Annotated in this window: 18 protein-coding genes; 5 read left to right on the top strand and 13 right to left on the bottom strand. The window is 44.6% G+C overall.

Going from position 1 to position 17,336, the window contains the following annotated elements; all coding sequences use genetic code 11:
- Nucleotides 1-111: 111 nt before the first annotated feature.
- From AAEY83_RS07840 to AAEY83_RS07780, 13 genes are all read right to left on the bottom strand, one after another.
- Complete coding sequence (locus AAEY83_RS07840) at nucleotides 112-1,794, bottom strand: ATP-binding protein (protein ID WP_025646733.1); 1,683 nt, start codon at nucleotides 1,792-1,794, stop codon at nucleotides 112-114.
- A gap of 173 nt (nucleotides 1,795-1,967) precedes the next feature.
- Nucleotides 1,968-2,684: a response regulator gene (locus AAEY83_RS07835; protein WP_025646734.1), complete on the bottom strand. Its 717-nt coding sequence runs from the start codon at nucleotides 2,682-2,684 to the stop codon at nucleotides 1,968-1,970.
- A 521-nt stretch (nucleotides 2,685-3,205) separates the two neighbouring features.
- Entirely contained in the window at nucleotides 3,206-3,622 is a 417-nt protein-coding gene (locus AAEY83_RS07830) for a F0F1 ATP synthase subunit epsilon (RefSeq protein WP_025646735.1), read from the bottom strand.
- Nucleotides 3,623-3,732: 110 nt separating this feature from the next.
- Nucleotides 3,733-5,166, bottom strand: a complete 1,434-nt coding sequence (gene atpD, locus AAEY83_RS07825; RefSeq protein WP_025646736.1) for a F0F1 ATP synthase subunit beta — start codon at nucleotides 5,164-5,166, stop codon at nucleotides 3,733-3,735.
- 38 nt (nucleotides 5,167-5,204) lie between these two features.
- Nucleotides 5,205-6,086, bottom strand: a complete 882-nt coding sequence (gene atpG, locus AAEY83_RS07820) for a F0F1 ATP synthase subunit gamma (RefSeq protein WP_025646737.1) — start codon at nucleotides 6,084-6,086, stop codon at nucleotides 5,205-5,207.
- 201 nt (nucleotides 6,087-6,287) lie between these two features.
- Entirely contained in the window at nucleotides 6,288-7,832 is a 1,545-nt protein-coding gene (atpA, locus tag AAEY83_RS07815; protein WP_025646738.1) for a F0F1 ATP synthase subunit alpha, read from the bottom strand.
- Between the two features lie 108 nt (nucleotides 7,833-7,940).
- Complete coding sequence (locus AAEY83_RS07810; RefSeq protein ID WP_025646739.1) at nucleotides 7,941-8,564, bottom strand: F0F1 ATP synthase subunit delta; 624 nt, start codon at nucleotides 8,562-8,564, stop codon at nucleotides 7,941-7,943.
- Nucleotides 8,565-8,577: 13 nt separating this feature from the next.
- Complete coding sequence (locus AAEY83_RS07805; protein WP_025646740.1) at nucleotides 8,578-9,048, bottom strand: F0F1 ATP synthase subunit B; 471 nt, start codon at nucleotides 9,046-9,048, stop codon at nucleotides 8,578-8,580.
- Nucleotides 9,049-9,185: 137 nt separating this feature from the next.
- Nucleotides 9,186-9,434: a F0F1 ATP synthase subunit C gene (gene atpE / locus AAEY83_RS07800; RefSeq protein ID WP_010197960.1), complete on the bottom strand. Its 249-nt coding sequence runs from the start codon at nucleotides 9,432-9,434 to the stop codon at nucleotides 9,186-9,188.
- A gap of 33 nt (nucleotides 9,435-9,467) precedes the next feature.
- Nucleotides 9,468-10,334, bottom strand: coding sequence for a F0F1 ATP synthase subunit A (gene atpB / locus AAEY83_RS07795; RefSeq protein ID WP_025646741.1), 867 nt, complete (start codon nucleotides 10,332-10,334; stop codon nucleotides 9,468-9,470).
- Between the two features lie 134 nt (nucleotides 10,335-10,468).
- Nucleotides 10,469-11,125 carry an IS1595 family transposase gene (locus AAEY83_RS07790; protein WP_025646742.1) on the bottom strand — a complete coding sequence of 219 codons (657 nt, stop codon included), beginning with the start codon at nucleotides 11,123-11,125 and terminating at the stop codon, nucleotides 10,469-10,471.
- A 529-nt stretch (nucleotides 11,126-11,654) separates the two neighbouring features.
- The gene (locus tag AAEY83_RS07785) at nucleotides 11,655-12,053 is read right to left on the bottom strand and encodes an ATP synthase subunit I (protein WP_025646743.1); all 399 of its coding nucleotides are present in this window, start codon (nucleotides 12,051-12,053) and stop codon (nucleotides 11,655-11,657) included.
- Between the two features lie 154 nt (nucleotides 12,054-12,207).
- A complete protein-coding gene (locus AAEY83_RS07780; protein WP_025646744.1) occupies nucleotides 12,208-13,080 on the bottom strand; it encodes a metal ABC transporter substrate-binding protein in 873 nt (290 codons plus the stop codon).
- A 119-nt stretch (nucleotides 13,081-13,199) separates the two neighbouring features.
- On the opposite strand from AAEY83_RS07780, the gene AAEY83_RS07775 reads away from it, so the two are divergent.
- From AAEY83_RS07775 to dksA, 5 genes are all read left to right on the top strand, one after another.
- Nucleotides 13,200-13,718 (top strand): Fur family transcriptional regulator, encoded by a 519-nt coding sequence (locus AAEY83_RS07775; protein ID WP_025646745.1) that lies wholly within the window; start codon nucleotides 13,200-13,202, stop codon nucleotides 13,716-13,718.
- 95 nt (nucleotides 13,719-13,813) lie between these two features.
- Entirely contained in the window at nucleotides 13,814-14,584 is a 771-nt protein-coding gene (locus tag AAEY83_RS07770; RefSeq protein ID WP_025646746.1) for a metal ABC transporter ATP-binding protein, read from the top strand.
- Between the two features lie 77 nt (nucleotides 14,585-14,661).
- Nucleotides 14,662-15,480, top strand: coding sequence for a metal ABC transporter permease (locus tag AAEY83_RS07765; protein ID WP_025646747.1), 819 nt, complete (start codon nucleotides 14,662-14,664; stop codon nucleotides 15,478-15,480).
- 202 nt (nucleotides 15,481-15,682) lie between these two features.
- Entirely contained in the window at nucleotides 15,683-16,528 is an 846-nt protein-coding gene (locus AAEY83_RS07760) for a metallophosphoesterase (RefSeq protein ID WP_025646748.1), read from the top strand.
- Between the two features lie 266 nt (nucleotides 16,529-16,794).
- Nucleotides 16,795-17,232, top strand: coding sequence for an RNA polymerase-binding protein DksA (dksA, locus tag AAEY83_RS07755; RefSeq protein ID WP_025646749.1), 438 nt, complete (start codon nucleotides 16,795-16,797; stop codon nucleotides 17,230-17,232).
- Nucleotides 17,233-17,336 lie beyond the last annotated feature (104 nt).

The following is a 17,336-nucleotide window of genomic DNA, read 5'->3' as shown; positions in this document are numbered from 1 at the left end:
TTACCTGCAATTTTAACGACGACTAGAACACAGCTTTGATAAACTAGTAGCGATCAGCAGTGCGCATTTGTGAATGTCCAACACGCCCTATAATAAGCTAAATGTTTAAGCTTAACTCTCAAAGCTGCGCTCGCTCTTTTCTTGGGTGATTTGGTCAGCGGCAATCGTCTGAGTTAGGGGCTTGACAGGCCAAGTCATGATAAAACGAGCGCCGCCAAGCTCTGGGCTTTCATCAACGCTCATGCTGCCATTGAACCAAAAAGCAATGCGCGAGACAATCGACAGCCCTAAACCATAACCGCCTGAAGCTCGGGTACGGCTGTCGTCTAAGCGAGCAAAAGGAATAAAGACCTTTTCGCGATCTTCTTCTGGAATACCCTGCCCATCATCTTCTACGCTGACAAATGCATTGCCCTTTTTCACCCAAGCGCTAATAATGATAGTACCTTCGGCATAACGCAGCGCGTTACCGGCAAGGTTTTGAATCACCCGGTGTAAGTAGCGCCGATCGGCCACGGCAGTCACTTTACTATTAGGAGGATTGCCAACGATTTTGATATCTTTGCCTAGGGCTTCTGTCTCACGGACAATTTGTTCTACCAATTCTTTCAGATTGACTGACTCTAAGTCGAGCTTAGGTGAACCTTCCTCTAGTTTGGCATAAGTCAAAATCTCATCGATTAAACCATTCAAAGCTTCGATATCTTCGTCGATATAGTCGCGCTGCATAAAGCGCGAGTCTTCATCGTCGGTATCGGCTAGCATATCAACCGCAAAGCGAATACGGGCAACAGGTGTGCGCAGTTCGTGCGATACCGCGCGTGTCAGCTCGCGCTGCGATTCAATCAAGCGCTTAATATGAGAGGTCATCGCATTGAAAGTAGCAGAGAGGCGCGCAATCTCATCTTGACCAATCACTTGTACCTGAATGTCGAGATTACCATCGCTGACCTCATTCACCCCCACTTGTATCAGCTGCAATTTGCGCTCAAGTGGGAAGATAAGCGCATAGACACCTAAGCTGATTAGAAACATACTAATCAGTACCATACTGATAATCAAATTCAGTGGAAACCAGTTAAATAATGGTATTGGCCCCATTAAAACGGCCATATCATTGATCTCAGAGGGAATGACAATCTTGATAGAAGAGTTACCTTGGCTACTATTGCTATCTTGCAGCAAAATAACCACTTCATCACGGCGCAAGCGTGCCAACTGGTCATCATCTAAATCAAAAGTATCTATAGTGTCTAACGTCAAGGGATAAGAAAATTTGTTTTCAAGTTCCGTTAGGCGTGCGCGCTTCTCCGGCAGGGTCGCGTAATAAGACAAATCATCTAATAAGAACACCGCCATAGCGCGTACTTGTTGCTCAGTGACCTGCGAGACACGCACGGTCAATACTTTATCATCAGGTAAACGGTGGTAGACATCAGCATAGGCCGGTTGGCTGACATAACGAACTACCGTTTCGCCACTTTCGAAACGGCGTCGTTCACTAGCACTAAAATCTATATTTTCGATTGGCACGATACGAAACGTTGAGCCGAATAAACTACTAGCATCAGATAGCCAGTACTCGCGCTGGGTTTCCGACTCCTGATGCGCAAGACCCTCACTTACCAAGTAAAAAGCGCCAGTCGCCATATTCTCGCGATAGGTTTGCATACGCTCTTGATTGATAGTATCCATCAATAACTGCGCAAAAAGAGCAACACACAAGCAGACTATCAAGAGCCCAGCGTATATACGAACAAAGATACTGTGTTTTAAAGATGAGACTAATGACATAATTGCCGTAACCAAAGCATGAAATGATTTATTAGTAAATTGCTGCTGCTATTCTATAGCAACGCTCGTAAATATGTTAGAGTTTGCTGCATTAAAAACTTGATTAAGATCTTTATTCAAAAAATAAAAAAACCAGCACAGCGCTGGTTTCTTTACAAATAATCCCTATAGCCCTAGTTGCCTTCTTTGACGAACAAATAGCCTTTACTACGGACAGTCTTAATACGTTTTGGGTTTTCTGGATCGTCACCAATTTTAGGACGGATACGCGAGATACGTACGTCAATAGAGCGATCTTGACCATCATACTCAATACCGCGCAGGCGCTCAAAGATATCTTCACGAGATAAGATGCGGCCAGCATTAGATGCTAACAACCAAAGCAGGTCATATTCAGCGCTAGTGAAGTCAACCAATTCTTCGCCTAGATTCACTGAACGGCCACCATTATCGATGACTAGCTCACCAAACTCTAAACGCTGCGGTACATCTTCTGATGGGGCGTTTTCTGAGCGGCGCAATAACGCACGAATACGAGCTAATAGTACGCGCGGCTGGGCAGGCTTGGCAACATAATCATCCGCGCCCATCTCAAGACCTAGTACTTGATCCATATCTTCAGTACGTGCGGTCAACATCAAAATTGGATTTTGATAATGCGGGCGCACTTCACGGCAGACCGTCAAACCATCACTACCTGGCAGCATGACATCGAGCACTACCATGTCAGGCTGTTCATTGACAATACGGCGAATAGCACGATTGCCATCTGTCTCGATAGCGACTTCTAAGCCGTTTTTAACCAAATAATCTTGGGTTAACATAGCCAGACGCTCATCATCTTCAACAATCAAAATTCGCGGGGTGTTGTCATCTTCAGGGGTTGTCATCGTTATATCCTCTAATACATCTAAATTAAAAACAGAAAATTTGCAGCGAGAATGAATATTAAGAGAGCAGTAGTCTTAACAATGCTTCTGCTTATTCTCAATACTTTTATATATTTTGTTTATAGGTGCAGCTCAGTCATAGCAAGCTAGTATACTACTAAACTTATAGCTTACCCTACTATAGCCTATTATCGTTAACAAAACCTATAAACAAGCCCGTCTAAAATCTTAGTTTTCGTCCGAAAGTAGGTAAATATAAAGCTTTCAAACAACATGGATACCAGTAGGCGTCATCTATTTATGAAAATTATAAATGAGTAGTTACGCTCGATACCTAGGGATAACTAATATAAATGCCGGATAGTGACAAACAAGGCCCGCTACTCTTTTATTATGTTAACAATATAACGAAATTCCTGCCTGACTACTAGGGTCTATAACCAAAAAAAACAGCCCAAATTGGACTGTTTCTAGTGAAACCTTGAACCTGACTTAAACGCTGATTAAGCGCATAAACCAGATTATGAGCGGTTTTGATACTTACGAATCGTTTGTAGCTGAGCGACTGATTCTGCTAATGAAGCAAGCGCGGCATTAGTCTGTACGGTATCTGTTTGGTTGACTAGTAACTGTTCAGCCTCCCGGCGCGCTTCGATGATTTTACTTTCATCAAGATTATGCGCACGCATAGCCGTATCGGCTAATACCGTAACCATCTTCGGCTGTACTTCAAGTACGCCGCCAGACACGTAGATGACTTCCTCTTGACCATCTGGCGTTTGTACTCGCATTGAGCCAGGCTTTAGCAAGGTAATCAATGGCGTGTGACCTGGTAGAACACCAATCTCGCCTTCGCTACCAGTGGCAATCAGCATACTGATCTCGCCTGAATATAGCTCTTCACGGGCGCTTACGACGCGGCATTGTAACGTTGCCATACCTAAATCCTTATTATGAAAAAGTCTTAAAAACAGCGGGCTTGCTATCGAGCCGACTAGCGAATGAACGTGACAAACACCCTTTATTCGCCAGACGACTCTTTAGCGATTTATGCTGCTGTAGATTTCATTTTTTCGGCCTTAGCGACAACTTCGTCGATACCGCCAGCCATATAGAACGCTTGTTCTGGTAGATCATCATATTCGCCTGCGATGATTGCTTTGAAGCTAGCAATAGTATCGCGTAGTGACACATATTTACCAGGCGCGCCGGTGAATACTTCGGCGACGTGGAATGGCTGTGATAAGAAACGCTGAATCTTACGCGCACGATAAACGACCAGTTTATCTTCTTCTGACAGCTCATCCATACCTAGGATGGCGATGATGTCTTTGAGCTCTTTATAGCGCTGCAATACTTCCTGTACACCGCGAGCAACGTTATAGTGCTCTTCACCGATAACTTGTGGATCTAGCTGACGTGAGGTTGAATCTAGTGGATCAACCGCAGGATAGATACCTTGTGAAGCAATATCACGGCTTAGTACAACAGTCGCATCCAAGTGAGCAAACGTCGTTGCTGGCGATGGATCCGTCAAGTCATCGGCTGGTACATAAACGGCTTGAACTGAAGTAATAGAACCTGACTGAGTTGAGGTAATACGCTCTTGTAGTAAGCCCATCTCTTCAGCGAGTGTTGGCTGATAACCAACTGCTGATGGCATACGGCCTAACAGTGCTGATACTTCAGTACCTGCTAGTGTATAACGATAGATGTTATCAACAAACAAGAGTACGTCACGACCTTTGCCAGTGGCAGGATCTTTAGTATCACGGAAGTACTCAGCCATAGTTAGACCAGATAGTGCAACACGCAAACGGTTACCCGGTGGCTCATTCATCTGACCGTATACCATCGCAACTTTAGATTTGCTAAAGTCTTCAGTGTTGACAACGCCCGCTTCTTGCATTTCGTGATAGAAGTCGTTACCTTCACGAGTACGCTCACCAACACCAGCAAACACGGATAGACCTTCATGCTTTAGCGCGATGTTGTTGATCAGCTCCATCATGTTAACGGTTTTACCAACACCGGCACCACCGAACAGACCAACTTTACCACCTTTTGCAAACGGGCAAAGTAGATCGATAACTTTAATACCAGTCTCTAGCAGCTCAGTGCTGTTTGACTGCTCAGCATAGCTTGGTGCATCACGGTGGATAGACCACTTTTCTTCAGCTTGTACGGGACCTTCTTCATCGATAGGACGACCAAGAACATCCATGATACGGCCAAGCGTACCTGTACCAACTGGTACAGAAATAGCTGCACCGGTATTAGTCACTGGTAGGTTACGCTTTAGACCTTCAGTTGAGCCCATAGCAATCGTACGCACGATGCCATCACCTAACTGTTGCTGTACTTCTAGAGTGGTTTCGGTGCCATCAACTTGCAGGGCATCAAAAATCTGAGGAACTTCGTTACGGTTGAACTCGACGTCAAGAACCGCGCCAATAATCTGTACAATACGACCGCTACTCATTGCGTTCTCCTTGAACTTCTATACATGGTTGTAGTCAATTATGAAACAGCAGCAGCACCGCCAACGATTTCCGAGATTTCTCGGGTAATCGCCGCTTGACGCAGCTTGTTATAAACCAACTGTAAATCGTTAATTAGGTCACCAGCGTTATCAGTTGCCGCTTTCATAGCAACCATACGTGACGACTGTTCAGAGGCAATATTTTCCATGACCGCTTGATAAACGATCGATTCAATATAGCGTCCAAGTAATTCATCAATCAAAGTTTTGACATCAGGCTCGTAGATATAATCCCAACTAAGCTCAGTCTGCATACCGCTAGAATCACTATCAAATGACCCTTCAGGCAAAGGCACTAACTGGTTAACCGTTGGCTTTTGCGTCATGGCATTAACGAATTTGTTATAGACCACATAAATGCGATCAAGCTTGCCGTTAGCATAATCATCAAGCATCGCTTGTACGGGTGAATTTACCTGCTCGAAAGTCGGCTTATCGCCATAATCCGTCACCGCAGAGGTCACTTTTCCGCCAAAATTCTTGAAGAAGCTGACACCTTTGGCACCGATAACCGCAAATTCGGCTTGTACAGACTGATTTTGATAGTCTTGAATACTTGTGGATAAAGCTTTGAACAAATTAATGTTCAAGCCACCCGCTAGGCCACGATCCGAAGTGATAACAATATAGCCCACTTTATCAACCGGACGCGCTACCATATAAGGGTGTTTATAATCTGATGAGGCATGTACCAAATGCGAGATAACCCGGCGCATACTATCAGCATACGGGCGACCCACTTCCATGCGCTCTTGGGCACGGCGCATCTTACTCGCTGCAACCATTTGCATAGCGCGAGTAATCTTCTGGGTACTTTTAATACTGGTGACTTTGGCACGTATCTCTTTTAAGCTTGCCATAATGATTCCAATATAAGAGGGTTAAAAAGCAGTGGCGCATGCCGCATATGATAGAGAATTAACACTTAAAAATAAGGGTTATATGCGAGCATAACGCAATCTAATACCGATAAGGGTTAAAGCAGTGGCGCAACTATCTACTCAGACAACGCGCCACTTGGTATACGATAAGCTAAAACCAAATCGGCTTAACCCATTAAATTAATAACTGTGATTTTGTTTAAAAGTCTCAACAGCTGACTTCAAACGAGAAGCAATATCATCATTGTAATTTGCAGTCTCATTAATCTCGTTCATAAGCTCGCTCTGTTCGTCATGCATATAACGTAAGTAGCTTTCTTCAAAAGAACCGATTTTCTCTACCGGTACATCAGATAAGAAGCCTTCGTTTGAGGCATAAATAACTGCGGCCTGATCAGCGATAGACATCGGCTGATACTGCTTTTGCTTCATCAGCTCTGTAACACGCTCACCATGGTCAAGCTGTTCACGAGTCGCATCATCAAGGTCAGATGCAAACTGAGCAAAGGCAGCCAATTCACGGTACTGTGCTAGTGCAGTACGGATACCACCTGAGAGCTTTTTGATGATCTTAGTCTGAGCAGAACCACCAACACGTGATACCGAGATACCAGCGTTGACTGCAGGACGGATACCTGAGTTAAATAGGCTTGATTCTAAGAAGATCTGACCATCAGTGATTGAAATCACGTTAGTCGGTACGAATGCAGAAACGTCACCGGCTTGTGTTTCGATAATAGGTAGTGCGGTCAATGAACCGGTTTTACCTTTGACTTCACCATTTGTGAAGTTCTCTACATAATCCGCGTTTACGCGTGATGCACGCTCAAGTAGACGTGAATGTAGATAGAATACGTCACCAGGATACGCTTCACGGCCTGGCGGACGACGTAGTAGTAGTGAGATTTGACGATAAGCGACGGCTTGCTTTGATAAGTCATCAAATACAATCAGCGCATCTTCGCCGCGGTCACGAAAGTACTCGCCCATTGTACAGCCTGAGTACGGTGCGATGTACTGTAGCGCTGCCGGCTCAGAAGCAGAAGCAACAACAACAGTGGTATATTCTAGAGCGCCGGTTTGCTCAAGCTTACGTACGACGTTAGCGATAGTAGAGCGTTTTTGACCGATAGCCACGTAGACACACTTAATGCCAGAAGATTTCTGTGCGATGATCGCATCGATAGCCATAGCGGTTTTACCCGTCTGACGGTCACCAATGATAAGCTCACGCTGGCCACGACCGATTGGAATCATGGTATCAACGGCTTTATAACCGGTCATAACGGGCTGATCTACTGATTGACGGTCGATAACGCCTGGAGCGATCTTTTCGACTTTATCTGTCATTTTGGCATCGATAGGACCTTTGCCGTCAATAGGGTTGCCTAAAGCATCAACAACACGGCCTAATAATTCAGGACCTACTGGTACTTCAAGAATGCGACCCGTGCAATAAGCTTTTTGGCCTTCTTGCAATTGCAGATAGTCACCGAGTACGACTGCGCCAACAGAATCACGCTCTAAGTTAAGCGCCATTCCGTAGATTTCGCCTTCAAACTCAATCATTTCGCCGTACATGGCATCTTCAAGACCATGAATTTGCACAATACCGTCAGATACTTTGACAATCGTGCCTTCATTCTTTGCAGTTGCACCTGCATCAAGGTCTTGAATACGCTGCTTAATCAGATTACTGATTTCCGCTGGATTCAGTTGTTGCATTGCCTTGTTTCCTTTAATTTATGATAACCCGCCCACTGACTTAAATGCTCTTACTATCACGTAGCCGCTACTCCTTACTAATATAGTAGCGCTACGCTTATACTGGCATTAGGCAGTTAGCTGTGTTTTTAACTGTTGTAACTTGCCGCGCATCGAATCATCAATGATTTTGTCACCGACTTTTATGGTAGCGCCTGCCAATAGACTAGGATCAACCGTTTCGTGAATCACCACAGTCGCATTGAGCGATGCAGCTAGGCGCGTTTGAATCGTTTCGCGCTGCGCGGCAGTCAATGGATAGGCGGTCGTGACATAAGCATCAAGCTGTTTCAAGCTACTCGCTTTATGGCTACGATAGTGCTGATAAACTTCAGGAAGTAGGGCTAGACGCTCTTGCTGCGCCAATTGCTCTACGAAGTTGTTTAGCGCTGGTGACACTTTAGGATAGCTAATACTATTACCATAGCGAGAGCCTTTGCTCTCGCCTAGTAGTTGCTTAAAAGCAGAATCGTCATCACCAGCCACTTGTGAGTCATAAAGATCAACCAAAGCAGCTGACTTATGCTCAGCCGTGATGGCTGGGTTTTCTAGCCAATTACGAAACGCTTTGTCATTGACAACGTTGCTTGCGACAAACAAGAAATCTTCCCACTCGTTTACGGCCCCGTTCTCATTGGCATAGTCAAACGCGGCTCTTGCGTAGGGTCGTGCTAAGGTTGATAAATCAGCCATTATATCCTCACAGTTACAGCTTCGCCGCCAGTTGGTCTAACATGCTAGCATGTTTTTGCTCATCGACTCTATCTTGCAAAATCTTTTCTGCACCAAGGACAGAAAGCTCTGCAACTTGCGTGCGCAGTGACTCGCGCGCTTGATTGATCTCTTGATCAATTGACGCTTGAGCTTGCTGACGAATACGCTCACCTTCGGCTTGCGCTTGTGATTTTGCATCTTCGACCAGTTGATTAGCGCTCTTATTCGCCTGCTCAATTAAGGCTGCAGCTTTAGTCTTAGCCAGTTCAAGCTCTTGCTGGACATCTTGCTCTGCCGTAGCCAAGTCAGCTTTTGCTTTTTCAGCGGCATTTAGACCATCAGCGATTTTACGCTGACGCTCATTGATTGCGCCGATAAGTGGTGGCCACACGAATTTCATGCAAAAAACCACAAATATTGCAAAAGCAATGGCTTGACCGACGATGGTAAAATTGATGTTCACGTGATCACCTCTTTGTTAATGAAAAATCAGTTTCATTGATCCTGTCTGACCGTCCGACTCTGTATAACTTATAGGTTGTAACCTCAAAAAAGATAGACAACTTAAGACGGTCAAACATTTACAACTGAGCTTTCTGATTAACCTGCTAGAGGGTTAGCGAACAACAATAGCATAGCGATACCGACACCGATCATTGGGATCGCATCAAGTAGACCTGCTACGATGAACATACGGGTTTGCAATTGTGAACCAAGCTCTGGCTGACGGGCAACGCCTTCCAAGAATTTGCCACCTAAGATCGCAAAACCAATACCTGTGCCAAGTGCGCCTAAACCGATAAGTAGCGCTACTGCGATAACTGTGTAACCACCTAATACTGGATCCATTGATGTATCCTCATTTACCTATTGAATGTCTAATTAATGTTCAGTTGATGATGCTAGTGACAAATAAACTATCGTCAGCATCATGAATACGAACGCTTGAAGGGTAATAATTAAGATGTGGAAGATAGCCCACGGTACTGACAACGCCCATTGAATCCAAAAAGGCATTAGCGCGATCAGAATGAAAATCAACTCGCCGGCGTACATGTTACCAAATAGTCGTAACCCTAAAGAGATAGGTTTCGCTATCAGCGTTACAAACTCTAAGATAAAGTTTACCGGGATTAAAATAATTTGTAAGACAGGGTTTTTTGCGCTAAACGGATGCAGCGTCAGCTCTCCGACAAAGCCACCAACCCCTTTTTCTTTGATACTATAAAAAATAATCAACGCAAAGACAGCAAACGACATGCCAAGGGTGATATTAGGATCGGTTGTTGGAACGATTTTGAAGAAGACATGATGCGGATCATGACCCATAGCAGCACCGATTTGACCGGCAAGCGCTGGAATAAAGTCGACCGGCAGCAAATCCATCAAGTTCATCAAAAAGATCCAGACGAAGATAGTTAGTGCTAAAGGTGCAATCAGCTTTGAGGTGCCACTATATGAATCGCGAACGTTATTATCAACGAATTCAACGATCATCTCGACAGCGGCTTGCGTTTTGCTAGGTACTCCTGAGGTTACCTTTCTGGCAACCATCCAAAAGATAGCACAAAATACTATGCCCAAACCTATTGACCACAACATAGAATCAAGGTGGATAGCATTAAAGCCCATAGCAGTTGCTTCTTCAGCAGTGTAGGCAACTTTCCAACCTTCGCCCGGCAAATAGCCGTACGTCCAGTTTGTTAAGTGGTGAGAGATATATTCTGTTGTTGTTTGTTCGCCTGCCATAGTGTCAGCTTCTCATTAATCAACGATTTACTCAGCTACCAAAACATGGCTGTCATCTGATACGTGAGTGATTAGGATTACTCTTTACTGCGCTCATCTACCGTAAATTGCATTGGGGCTGTAGTAGATAAGGATTAAATATCACACCATTTTTTCAAGGTTTTCAGCTGATTAGATGGTGAACCATAGTTAAATCTAAACTCACATTCTTTTAAAAATAAATGGAAGTTTTTCTTATTAATCCCATTATACTTTCTGAGCGTTCGTTTGGACTGATTCCAAAAGTTCTCAATGCCATTGATGTGATTGTTTTTACCACAAGTAAACTCTTTAGAGTGATTGACTCTGAAATGTTTGAATTCGCTCACATCTAATGCATTATAACTTCGATAGCTATCCGTATAAACAAAGCTGTCAGGCTTGATTTTACGCTTGATGACAGGTATTAGGGTGGTTTGTTTGGTGTCTGCTACGACAATGGTATACACCTTACCGTTTCGTTTTAGAATCCCAAATACAGCGGTTTTACCAGCAGCCCCGCGACCTCTTTTACCTTTGCGTACACCGCCAAAATAACTTTCATCTAATTCGACTTCGCCATCAAAAAGCTCATCAGCTTGTAATGAGAGATGATGATCTATCACAAGTCTTATTTTATGATAAAAAAGTGCAGCAGTATTAGGCTGAATATCAAGCAAATCTGCGGCTGTTCTAGCAGTCACTTCAGCTGTGAAAAACTCTAACAGCCTTCGCTGTACTTTTTTACTGAGTTTACAATGGGTTATCTTCATAAAAGTAGTCTAGCATAGTGCTTATCTACTACAGCCCCATTGCATTAATACGATAGCGCGCAAATACACGCTTAATAATAAGCGCTCCCATACTCAAATACAGCCATCCCAATCTAACCTGTGCGGTTAGCACGAATGCTTTTTGTTAGCTTTGCATAAATTTTAGCTACCAAAAAAGGGCCTAAAAGTAATCACTACTAGCCCTTTATATACGCATATAAACTTTTTATATGCTAATTTGCCTATCCATTTGGCAAGCGTATTGCTCAAAAAATTATGCTTAAGCAAAACAATTAGCTGTGTATATTAATGCAACGTTGTATTCGTGTAAAGTCAATTATTGGTTTTTTATCAACTGTAACGCTAAGGTAGAAGGTGACATCCTCGCCCATATGGCTTTAAGTCGATAATTAAATTGTAAGATATTATGTTAATGGGTTGCCTTTAGCCCAAATTAGGCGTAAAGCGATTATAAAAACTCAAGAGCTATTCGTTTGTCGCTATCAGAAAATAGCTTACTTTCAAGAGGTTATTTTATTCGGCCAAGCATTAAGACATGGCTGATTTTCATCATGATAAAACCTGCAAATAAAGACAATACAGATAAAGGCTTCATCATGATAAAAATAAATGCAAAGCCAAAGACAGTCAGTAGCCACTTGAGCGCTTGACCGCGAAAAAATTGCTTAACGATATGATCGCGCGCACGATAGCCACTATGACTAAACGTAAAAGTGGCAAACACCATTTGCGTGACAAAACTAAGTGCCCCGCCGATAGCCGCACTTTTTGCGACGACTAGCTCGCCACCGAACCAAACGCGATCTATAAGCCAAGCGGCGATGATCACTAGGAGTAGCGCCCAAGTTTGCCGTTTCAGATAGACCTTTATTTGATCTTTTTGACTGCGTTTGGCAGGTTGGGTCATCAGCTATCCTAAAGTGTGAGATAAAGGTCAGTGTCTCACTAATTCCACTCATCAAGCGCGAATATTATAAGGACTCAAGTTAGCTTTCGCAAGGAAAATACCGCTACTATCAAGTGTTTAGCTGAAGCCCAGCTTGCAGTCTAATCGCAAAAGACTAGTCTATACACTTCGCTATCTGCTGCGCCATCTGACTCCAACCGGTCACAAAGTCGTCGCTGGCGCTCATATCTTCTAACTGAATAGTAGTTTTAACTGGTTGCAGCTTGGTAATAAGCCCTTTAGCAGGCTTACTTTGCGTCACTAAGCACATGCGTTTATTTGGACGCCGCTCACTCAGCTGACGTATCTGGCTGGCTTTTGGCGCTAGATGATGATCGGCTGTTAAGCTACCAGCCAGCTGCAAATTCAGACTTGGTTCAAGATACTGATAAGCATCGTGATACGCCCAATAAGCGCTAACGGGTTGGCCACTACGCTTCTGACTAGCCACTGCCCTATCCATTCGCTGCGCAAATTTCTGTGCATTGGCTTGGTAGAGTGTTTTATTTTTTGGATCGGCATGACTGTGAATGACGGCCAACGCCCGGGTAATGGCTTTGGCGTTTTCTGGGTCGAGCCAAATATGAGTATCTAAGGTATCGGCTAGTGGCTCACCTGCGACATCGCGCATTGGGTAACGCTTAAAAGCATCGAAGGCGAATAAGGATATGGCATTAGGCGCACTATCTAAAGTTGAAGCCAAGTTGTTCTCTAGTGGCGCGCCAAACCAAACCACAAAGGTGCTGTCTTGAACCGTTTTGATATCTTTTGGGCTAATGCTGCCGTGATGCCCTACTTCACCCGGGTTAAGTAGCTTTTTAGCGGAGGGTGCACCTTTTGTCACCGCTTCACTGAGCAAAAACAAAGGATAATTACTGACGCTTACGGTATCAGCCGCTTGCGCACTCGTGGTAAACAAACCTGCTAATAGTAAACCTGCTAGTAGATTTGTGAGCCAAGACTTCGGGGATAGTATTTTTTTATTCATGGTTTTTATCATGCCACTTTAGCCCATTGTTATTGACAGCTGTCATTAAAGTATCGATTTTTAATTGCATTATGTTATACTATAACAATAAAAAGTGCACGATTATTTTAGGAGCGGTTATGAGCGATTGTTCATTAGCTAGTCATCACCTGCATGATGTTCAGCAGTTCACTGCTAATGAGGTGCATGCGCGTCTGACTGCTGCTATAGAGCAGTGTCGCCTTCGCGGTGTGCGATTCACCCCACTGCGTCAACAGATCTATGAGCTGATATTGCAGGCCGAGCGGCCCGTTGGTGCTTATGATTTGATTACCCAGTTGCAGCAAGCTCGTCTGCAAGATAACGACCATGAGCATCGGAATAAGAACGTCGCACCGCCTACGGTTTATCGCAGCTTAGAATTTTTATTAGGTGAGGGTCTGATTCATCAGCTCACCTCAATCAACGCTTATGTGCCTTGCTGTCATCCTCGTGCTGAGCACGCCGCGGCATTCTTGATCTGTGAGCAGTGTCAGCGAGTGCAAGAATGTAGCAGCTTACCGGTGCAAGAGATGATGAGCTTTGCCGAACAAGATGTAGGGTTTTTGGTCAATCATAGCGTCATCGAACTAAGCGGCCGCTGCCAAGCTTGTCAGTAGCTTTTATCATCGCTTTAATTTTTAACTCTTATAATGTTGTGTACATTAAGGGTTTACATCAAGCACAAAGCCATTCTTTAACCCATAGGTCCGCTATGAGCGCAACCCCCTTACCGACTAAGCAAAATAGTAGTGCTGAGCTGCTAAGCCTAAACAATGTCAGCTACGATATTGATAGACAGCGCTTGCTGTCGCATATCAGCATCGATATCGCGGTTAATGAAACGGTGAGTCTGATCGGACCTAATGGCGCAGGCAAATCGACGTTAGTTAAGCTTATCTTAGGTCTGATAACCGCCAGCGAAGGTACTATAACAGCGCATCAGCCCCTGCAGCTTGGCTATGTGCCGCAGCGTTTTGCGGTGCCGCCTATCTTACCGCTACGAGTCAAAGACTTGCTAGCGCAGGCGGATAAACGCCGACTACAGCCAGAGCAGCGGCAGTTTATTTTTGATAAGTTGTCGCTAAATCACCTGCTTTCACGGCAGATGGGTCATTTATCTGGTGGTGAGACGCAGCGCGTGCTACTAGCGCGCGCTTTACTAGATAAGCCGAACTTACTAATCTTAGATGAGCCGATGCAGGGGCTTGATCCTGATACTGAGGTTTGGCTCTATCAGTTCATTGATGAGCTGCCGGAGTTTTTGCGCTGCGCCATGCTTGTCGTATCACATGACCTGCACTGGGTAATGAAAGGTAGCCGGCGCGTTATTTGTCTCAATAAGCATATTTGCTGTGAAGGACAACCGAGCGAGCTTGCTATCACCAGCGAGTTTCAAAAGCTCTTTGGCCATCATTACGAGCAGCCTTATGTGCATCAGCATCACGCTTGTGAGCATCATGCCCCTAGCGATGTAGCATCTTAAGCGCTCGTCATATGAGTACCCCTTTATCTTGAAACCCTTTTAACCCCCTTTTAGCGCCTATTTAACGGATATCAGTTATGACTGCTTGGTTGGCCATTATCGCTCCGGCTTGGATTGCCGGCAGTATTCTTGCGCTGCTCTCAGCCCCATTAGGCTGCCTTGTGTTATGGCGGCGTATGGCTTTTTTTGCCGATGCCTTAGCGCACGGTACACTCTTGGGCGTGGGACTTGCGGTGCTTTGGCAGCTACCCATGGGGGCGGGCGTTGGTATCGTCAGCGTGCTGGTAGTGCTCGGCTTAGTGGTCATTGACGATGAGCGTTTGCCAATGGATGCGGTGTTAGCCGTAGTTGCCGTCACTTTATTATGCTTAGGTTTACTGACGCTCACTCAATTAACCAACCAACAAGCCAACGTCTTAGGGTTTTTATTCGGTAATTTATTAGAGCTAGATTGGGCGGACTTGCCAATATTAGCAGCGAGCGTACTAATAGGCCTAGCCTTACTGATATACATTTGGCCAGCGCAAATCAAACTTGCCACTCATGAAGCCTTAGCTCGCATTCAAGGCGTTAATCCGGCTCGCCAGCGTTTGTTTTTTATGGGAATACTGGCAGGGTTTTGTGCGATTGCCTTACAAGCAGTCGGTAGCCTACTGATAAGCGGGCTTTTAGTACTACCTGCATTGAGCGCTAGATTATGGACGACATCGCCGAAGCAGATGGTCATATCTGCCCTCATCATCGCCCAATTCGGAGTGACTTTAGGAGTGTGGGGCAGTGTTTGGATGGATATACAAACCGGTCTGTCGATTGTCTTAGTGCTCGCTATTTTGTTTTTTATTGCGCTCTTATTCTCAAAACTATTCGCTAAATTGAACGTAACTAATCGCCAATAAAAATTAGGCTACGAGCGGCTACTATTAATAAGCGCACTTAGCTCTTATCGACTTTCTTTTACTAAGTAGTTGGTTGCTACCAAAAACTGTGCTATAAACAGGCAGATAGCTAATCATTAAATGACTGATAGACGACTAGGAAGTATTAAGGTTATCAGAGCGTTTAGGATTATCATCTACTATGGCCTAAGAGACCTTACTCATGCTGAGCTACCCTACTTACCGAGTTCATGCTCCAGATGGGCAGTTAAATGTTCTACAAATTACCGATATGCATTTATTATCACCCGCTAGTACAGATAACGCTGAAGACCATAGCGATGAAAAACCCAACTGTCGACATTGCTTTGAAGCCAATCTTGCTCAAGCGCTTGCTGAAGATATTCGCTGTGATTTGATACTCGTCACCGGCGACTTAGTCAGTAAGGTTGATAGCGTGACTTACGACCATATTTTTGAGGTACTTCATAGCACGCAGATACCTTTTGCTTGTATTGCAGGTAATCATGATGTCACCGACGAGTCGTGTCACGACCTGCCCTTTGAGCAACGTAAGCTGACCGCTTGTGCTATGGATCCGCGGCTACTGAGCCGGCATGTGATTGAGACGGACGCTTGGCAGCTGTTACTGCTAGACTCATCTATCCCTGGCCAGATTGGAGGTGCGGTGACTGAGGCGGATATGGATTGGCTATGTGCGCAGCTTGCGACTTGTGATAAGCCGGCCTTATTAGCTGTACACCATCATGTGATGCCGATGTACTCTGAGTGGATAGATGCACACATGATAGAAAACGCCGATTATTTTTGGCAGCGTCTAGCCCCTTATGCGCACTTAAAGGTCATTGTCAGTGGTCATACGCATCAAGAGCAAGTCCGTCATCGTAACGGGGTCACAGTCTACTCGACACCATCGACTTGCTATCAGTTTATGCCTTATGAGGATGACTTTAGCTATGATAAACAAGCACATGCCGGCTATCGCTGGTTGCAATTAGCCAACAATGGCAATCTTGCAAGCTGGGTCAAAAGACTAGATACTTGGTAGCCAGTTTTTAGTGGCATAATGAATAATAGTGACAGTGGACGTTGGTTAGTATAATAATGATAAAGAAAGTTATCATTATTAGGTTAATATTAGCGATTGATAACGTATGGCATCACATTGATGTTAGGTTTATCTATCCTATGATTGGCGTACCCCGTGGTGAAACGTTCTAAAAAGGACAAGTCGCAGGGCGATAGAGAGTTTTTGAAGTCTTGTCTTTTGCAACATCGTTTTGTTGAATTAATTTGGAAAAATAGGATACCCTTATGAGCACTTCAACGACGTCTCCAGCTGAAGTAAAATTTACCCCTTATGTTCCTGCCAAAGACGAAGAATATATGTCTGATGCGCAGCTTGAACATTTTAAAGCAATCTTACTGGACTGGAAAAACCAGCTAATCGGTGAGGCTGACCGCACTAAGACTTATATCCAAGACGAGTCGAGCGCCATGCCAGATATCAACGACAGAGCAACTCAAGAAGAAGAGTTCGCCTTAGCATTGCGTACTCGTGACCGTGAGCGTAAACTGATTCGCAAGATCGATAAGTCGATGGCTGATATTGAAAATGACGACTATGGATTCTGTGAGACTTGCGGAGTGGAGATTGGCCTACGCCGCTTGGAAGCGCGTCCAACCGCGACGCAATGTATCGATTGCAAAACCTTATCGGAGATGAAAGAGCGTCAAAACCAGGGTCAATAACACTCCCTTACTGATATCTATACCTTCTCAAAGCGAGCGCTCTTGATAGAGTCGCTCGCTTTATTTTGCCCGTCATTTGTCTCTACCTGTCATTTGCCTCTAAT

Origin of the sequence: Psychrobacter sp. TB20-MNA-CIBAN-0197 (assembly GCF_040309765.1) — a bacterium.
Lineage (GTDB): Bacteria > Pseudomonadota > Gammaproteobacteria > Pseudomonadales > Moraxellaceae > Psychrobacter > Psychrobacter submarinus.
This window is presented reverse-complemented; position numbering and strand designations above follow the sequence as displayed.

Bases quoted from the DNA above. Each gene is read 5' to 3' on its own strand.
- AAEY83_RS07840 (WP_025646733.1), bottom strand. From the start codon at position 1,794: ATGTCATTAGTCTCATCTTTAAAACACAGTATCTTTGTTCGTATATAC.
- AAEY83_RS07835 (WP_025646734.1), bottom strand. From the start codon at position 2,684: ATGACAACCCCTGAAGATGACAACACCCCGCGAATTTTGATTGTTGAA.
- AAEY83_RS07830 (WP_025646735.1), bottom strand. From the start codon at position 3,622: ATGGCAACGTTACAATGCCGCGTCGTAAGCGCCCGTGAAGAGCTATAT.
- atpD (WP_025646736.1), bottom strand. From the start codon at position 5,166: ATGAGTAGCGGTCGTATTGTACAGATTATTGGCGCGGTTCTTGACGTC.
- atpG (WP_025646737.1), bottom strand. From the start codon at position 6,086: ATGGCAAGCTTAAAAGAGATACGTGCCAAAGTCACCAGTATTAAAAGT.
- atpA (WP_025646738.1), bottom strand. From the start codon at position 7,832: ATGCAACAACTGAATCCAGCGGAAATCAGTAATCTGATTAAGCAGCGT.
- AAEY83_RS07810 (WP_025646739.1), bottom strand. From the start codon at position 8,564: ATGGCTGATTTATCAACCTTAGCACGACCCTACGCAAGAGCCGCGTTT.
- atpE (WP_010197960.1), bottom strand. From the start codon at position 9,434: ATGGATCCAGTATTAGGTGGTTACACAGTTATCGCAGTAGCGCTACTT.
- atpB (WP_025646741.1), bottom strand. From the start codon at position 10,334: ATGGCAGGCGAACAAACAACAACAGAATATATCTCTCACCACTTAACA.
- AAEY83_RS07790 (WP_025646742.1), bottom strand. From the start codon at position 11,125: ATGAAGATAACCCATTGTAAACTCAGTAAAAAAGTACAGCGAAGGCTG.
- AAEY83_RS07785 (WP_025646743.1), bottom strand. From the start codon at position 12,053: ATGACCCAACCTGCCAAACGCAGTCAAAAAGATCAAATAAAGGTCTAT.
- AAEY83_RS07780 (WP_025646744.1), bottom strand. From the start codon at position 13,080: ATGAATAAAAAAATACTATCCCCGAAGTCTTGGCTCACAAATCTACTA.
- AAEY83_RS07775 (WP_025646745.1), top strand. From the start codon at position 13,200: ATGAGCGATTGTTCATTAGCTAGTCATCACCTGCATGATGTTCAGCAG.
- AAEY83_RS07770 (WP_025646746.1), top strand. From the start codon at position 13,814: ATGAGCGCAACCCCCTTACCGACTAAGCAAAATAGTAGTGCTGAGCTG.
- AAEY83_RS07765 (WP_025646747.1), top strand. From the start codon at position 14,662: ATGACTGCTTGGTTGGCCATTATCGCTCCGGCTTGGATTGCCGGCAGT.
- AAEY83_RS07760 (WP_025646748.1), top strand. From the start codon at position 15,683: ATGCTGAGCTACCCTACTTACCGAGTTCATGCTCCAGATGGGCAGTTA.
- dksA (WP_025646749.1), top strand. From the start codon at position 16,795: ATGAGCACTTCAACGACGTCTCCAGCTGAAGTAAAATTTACCCCTTAT.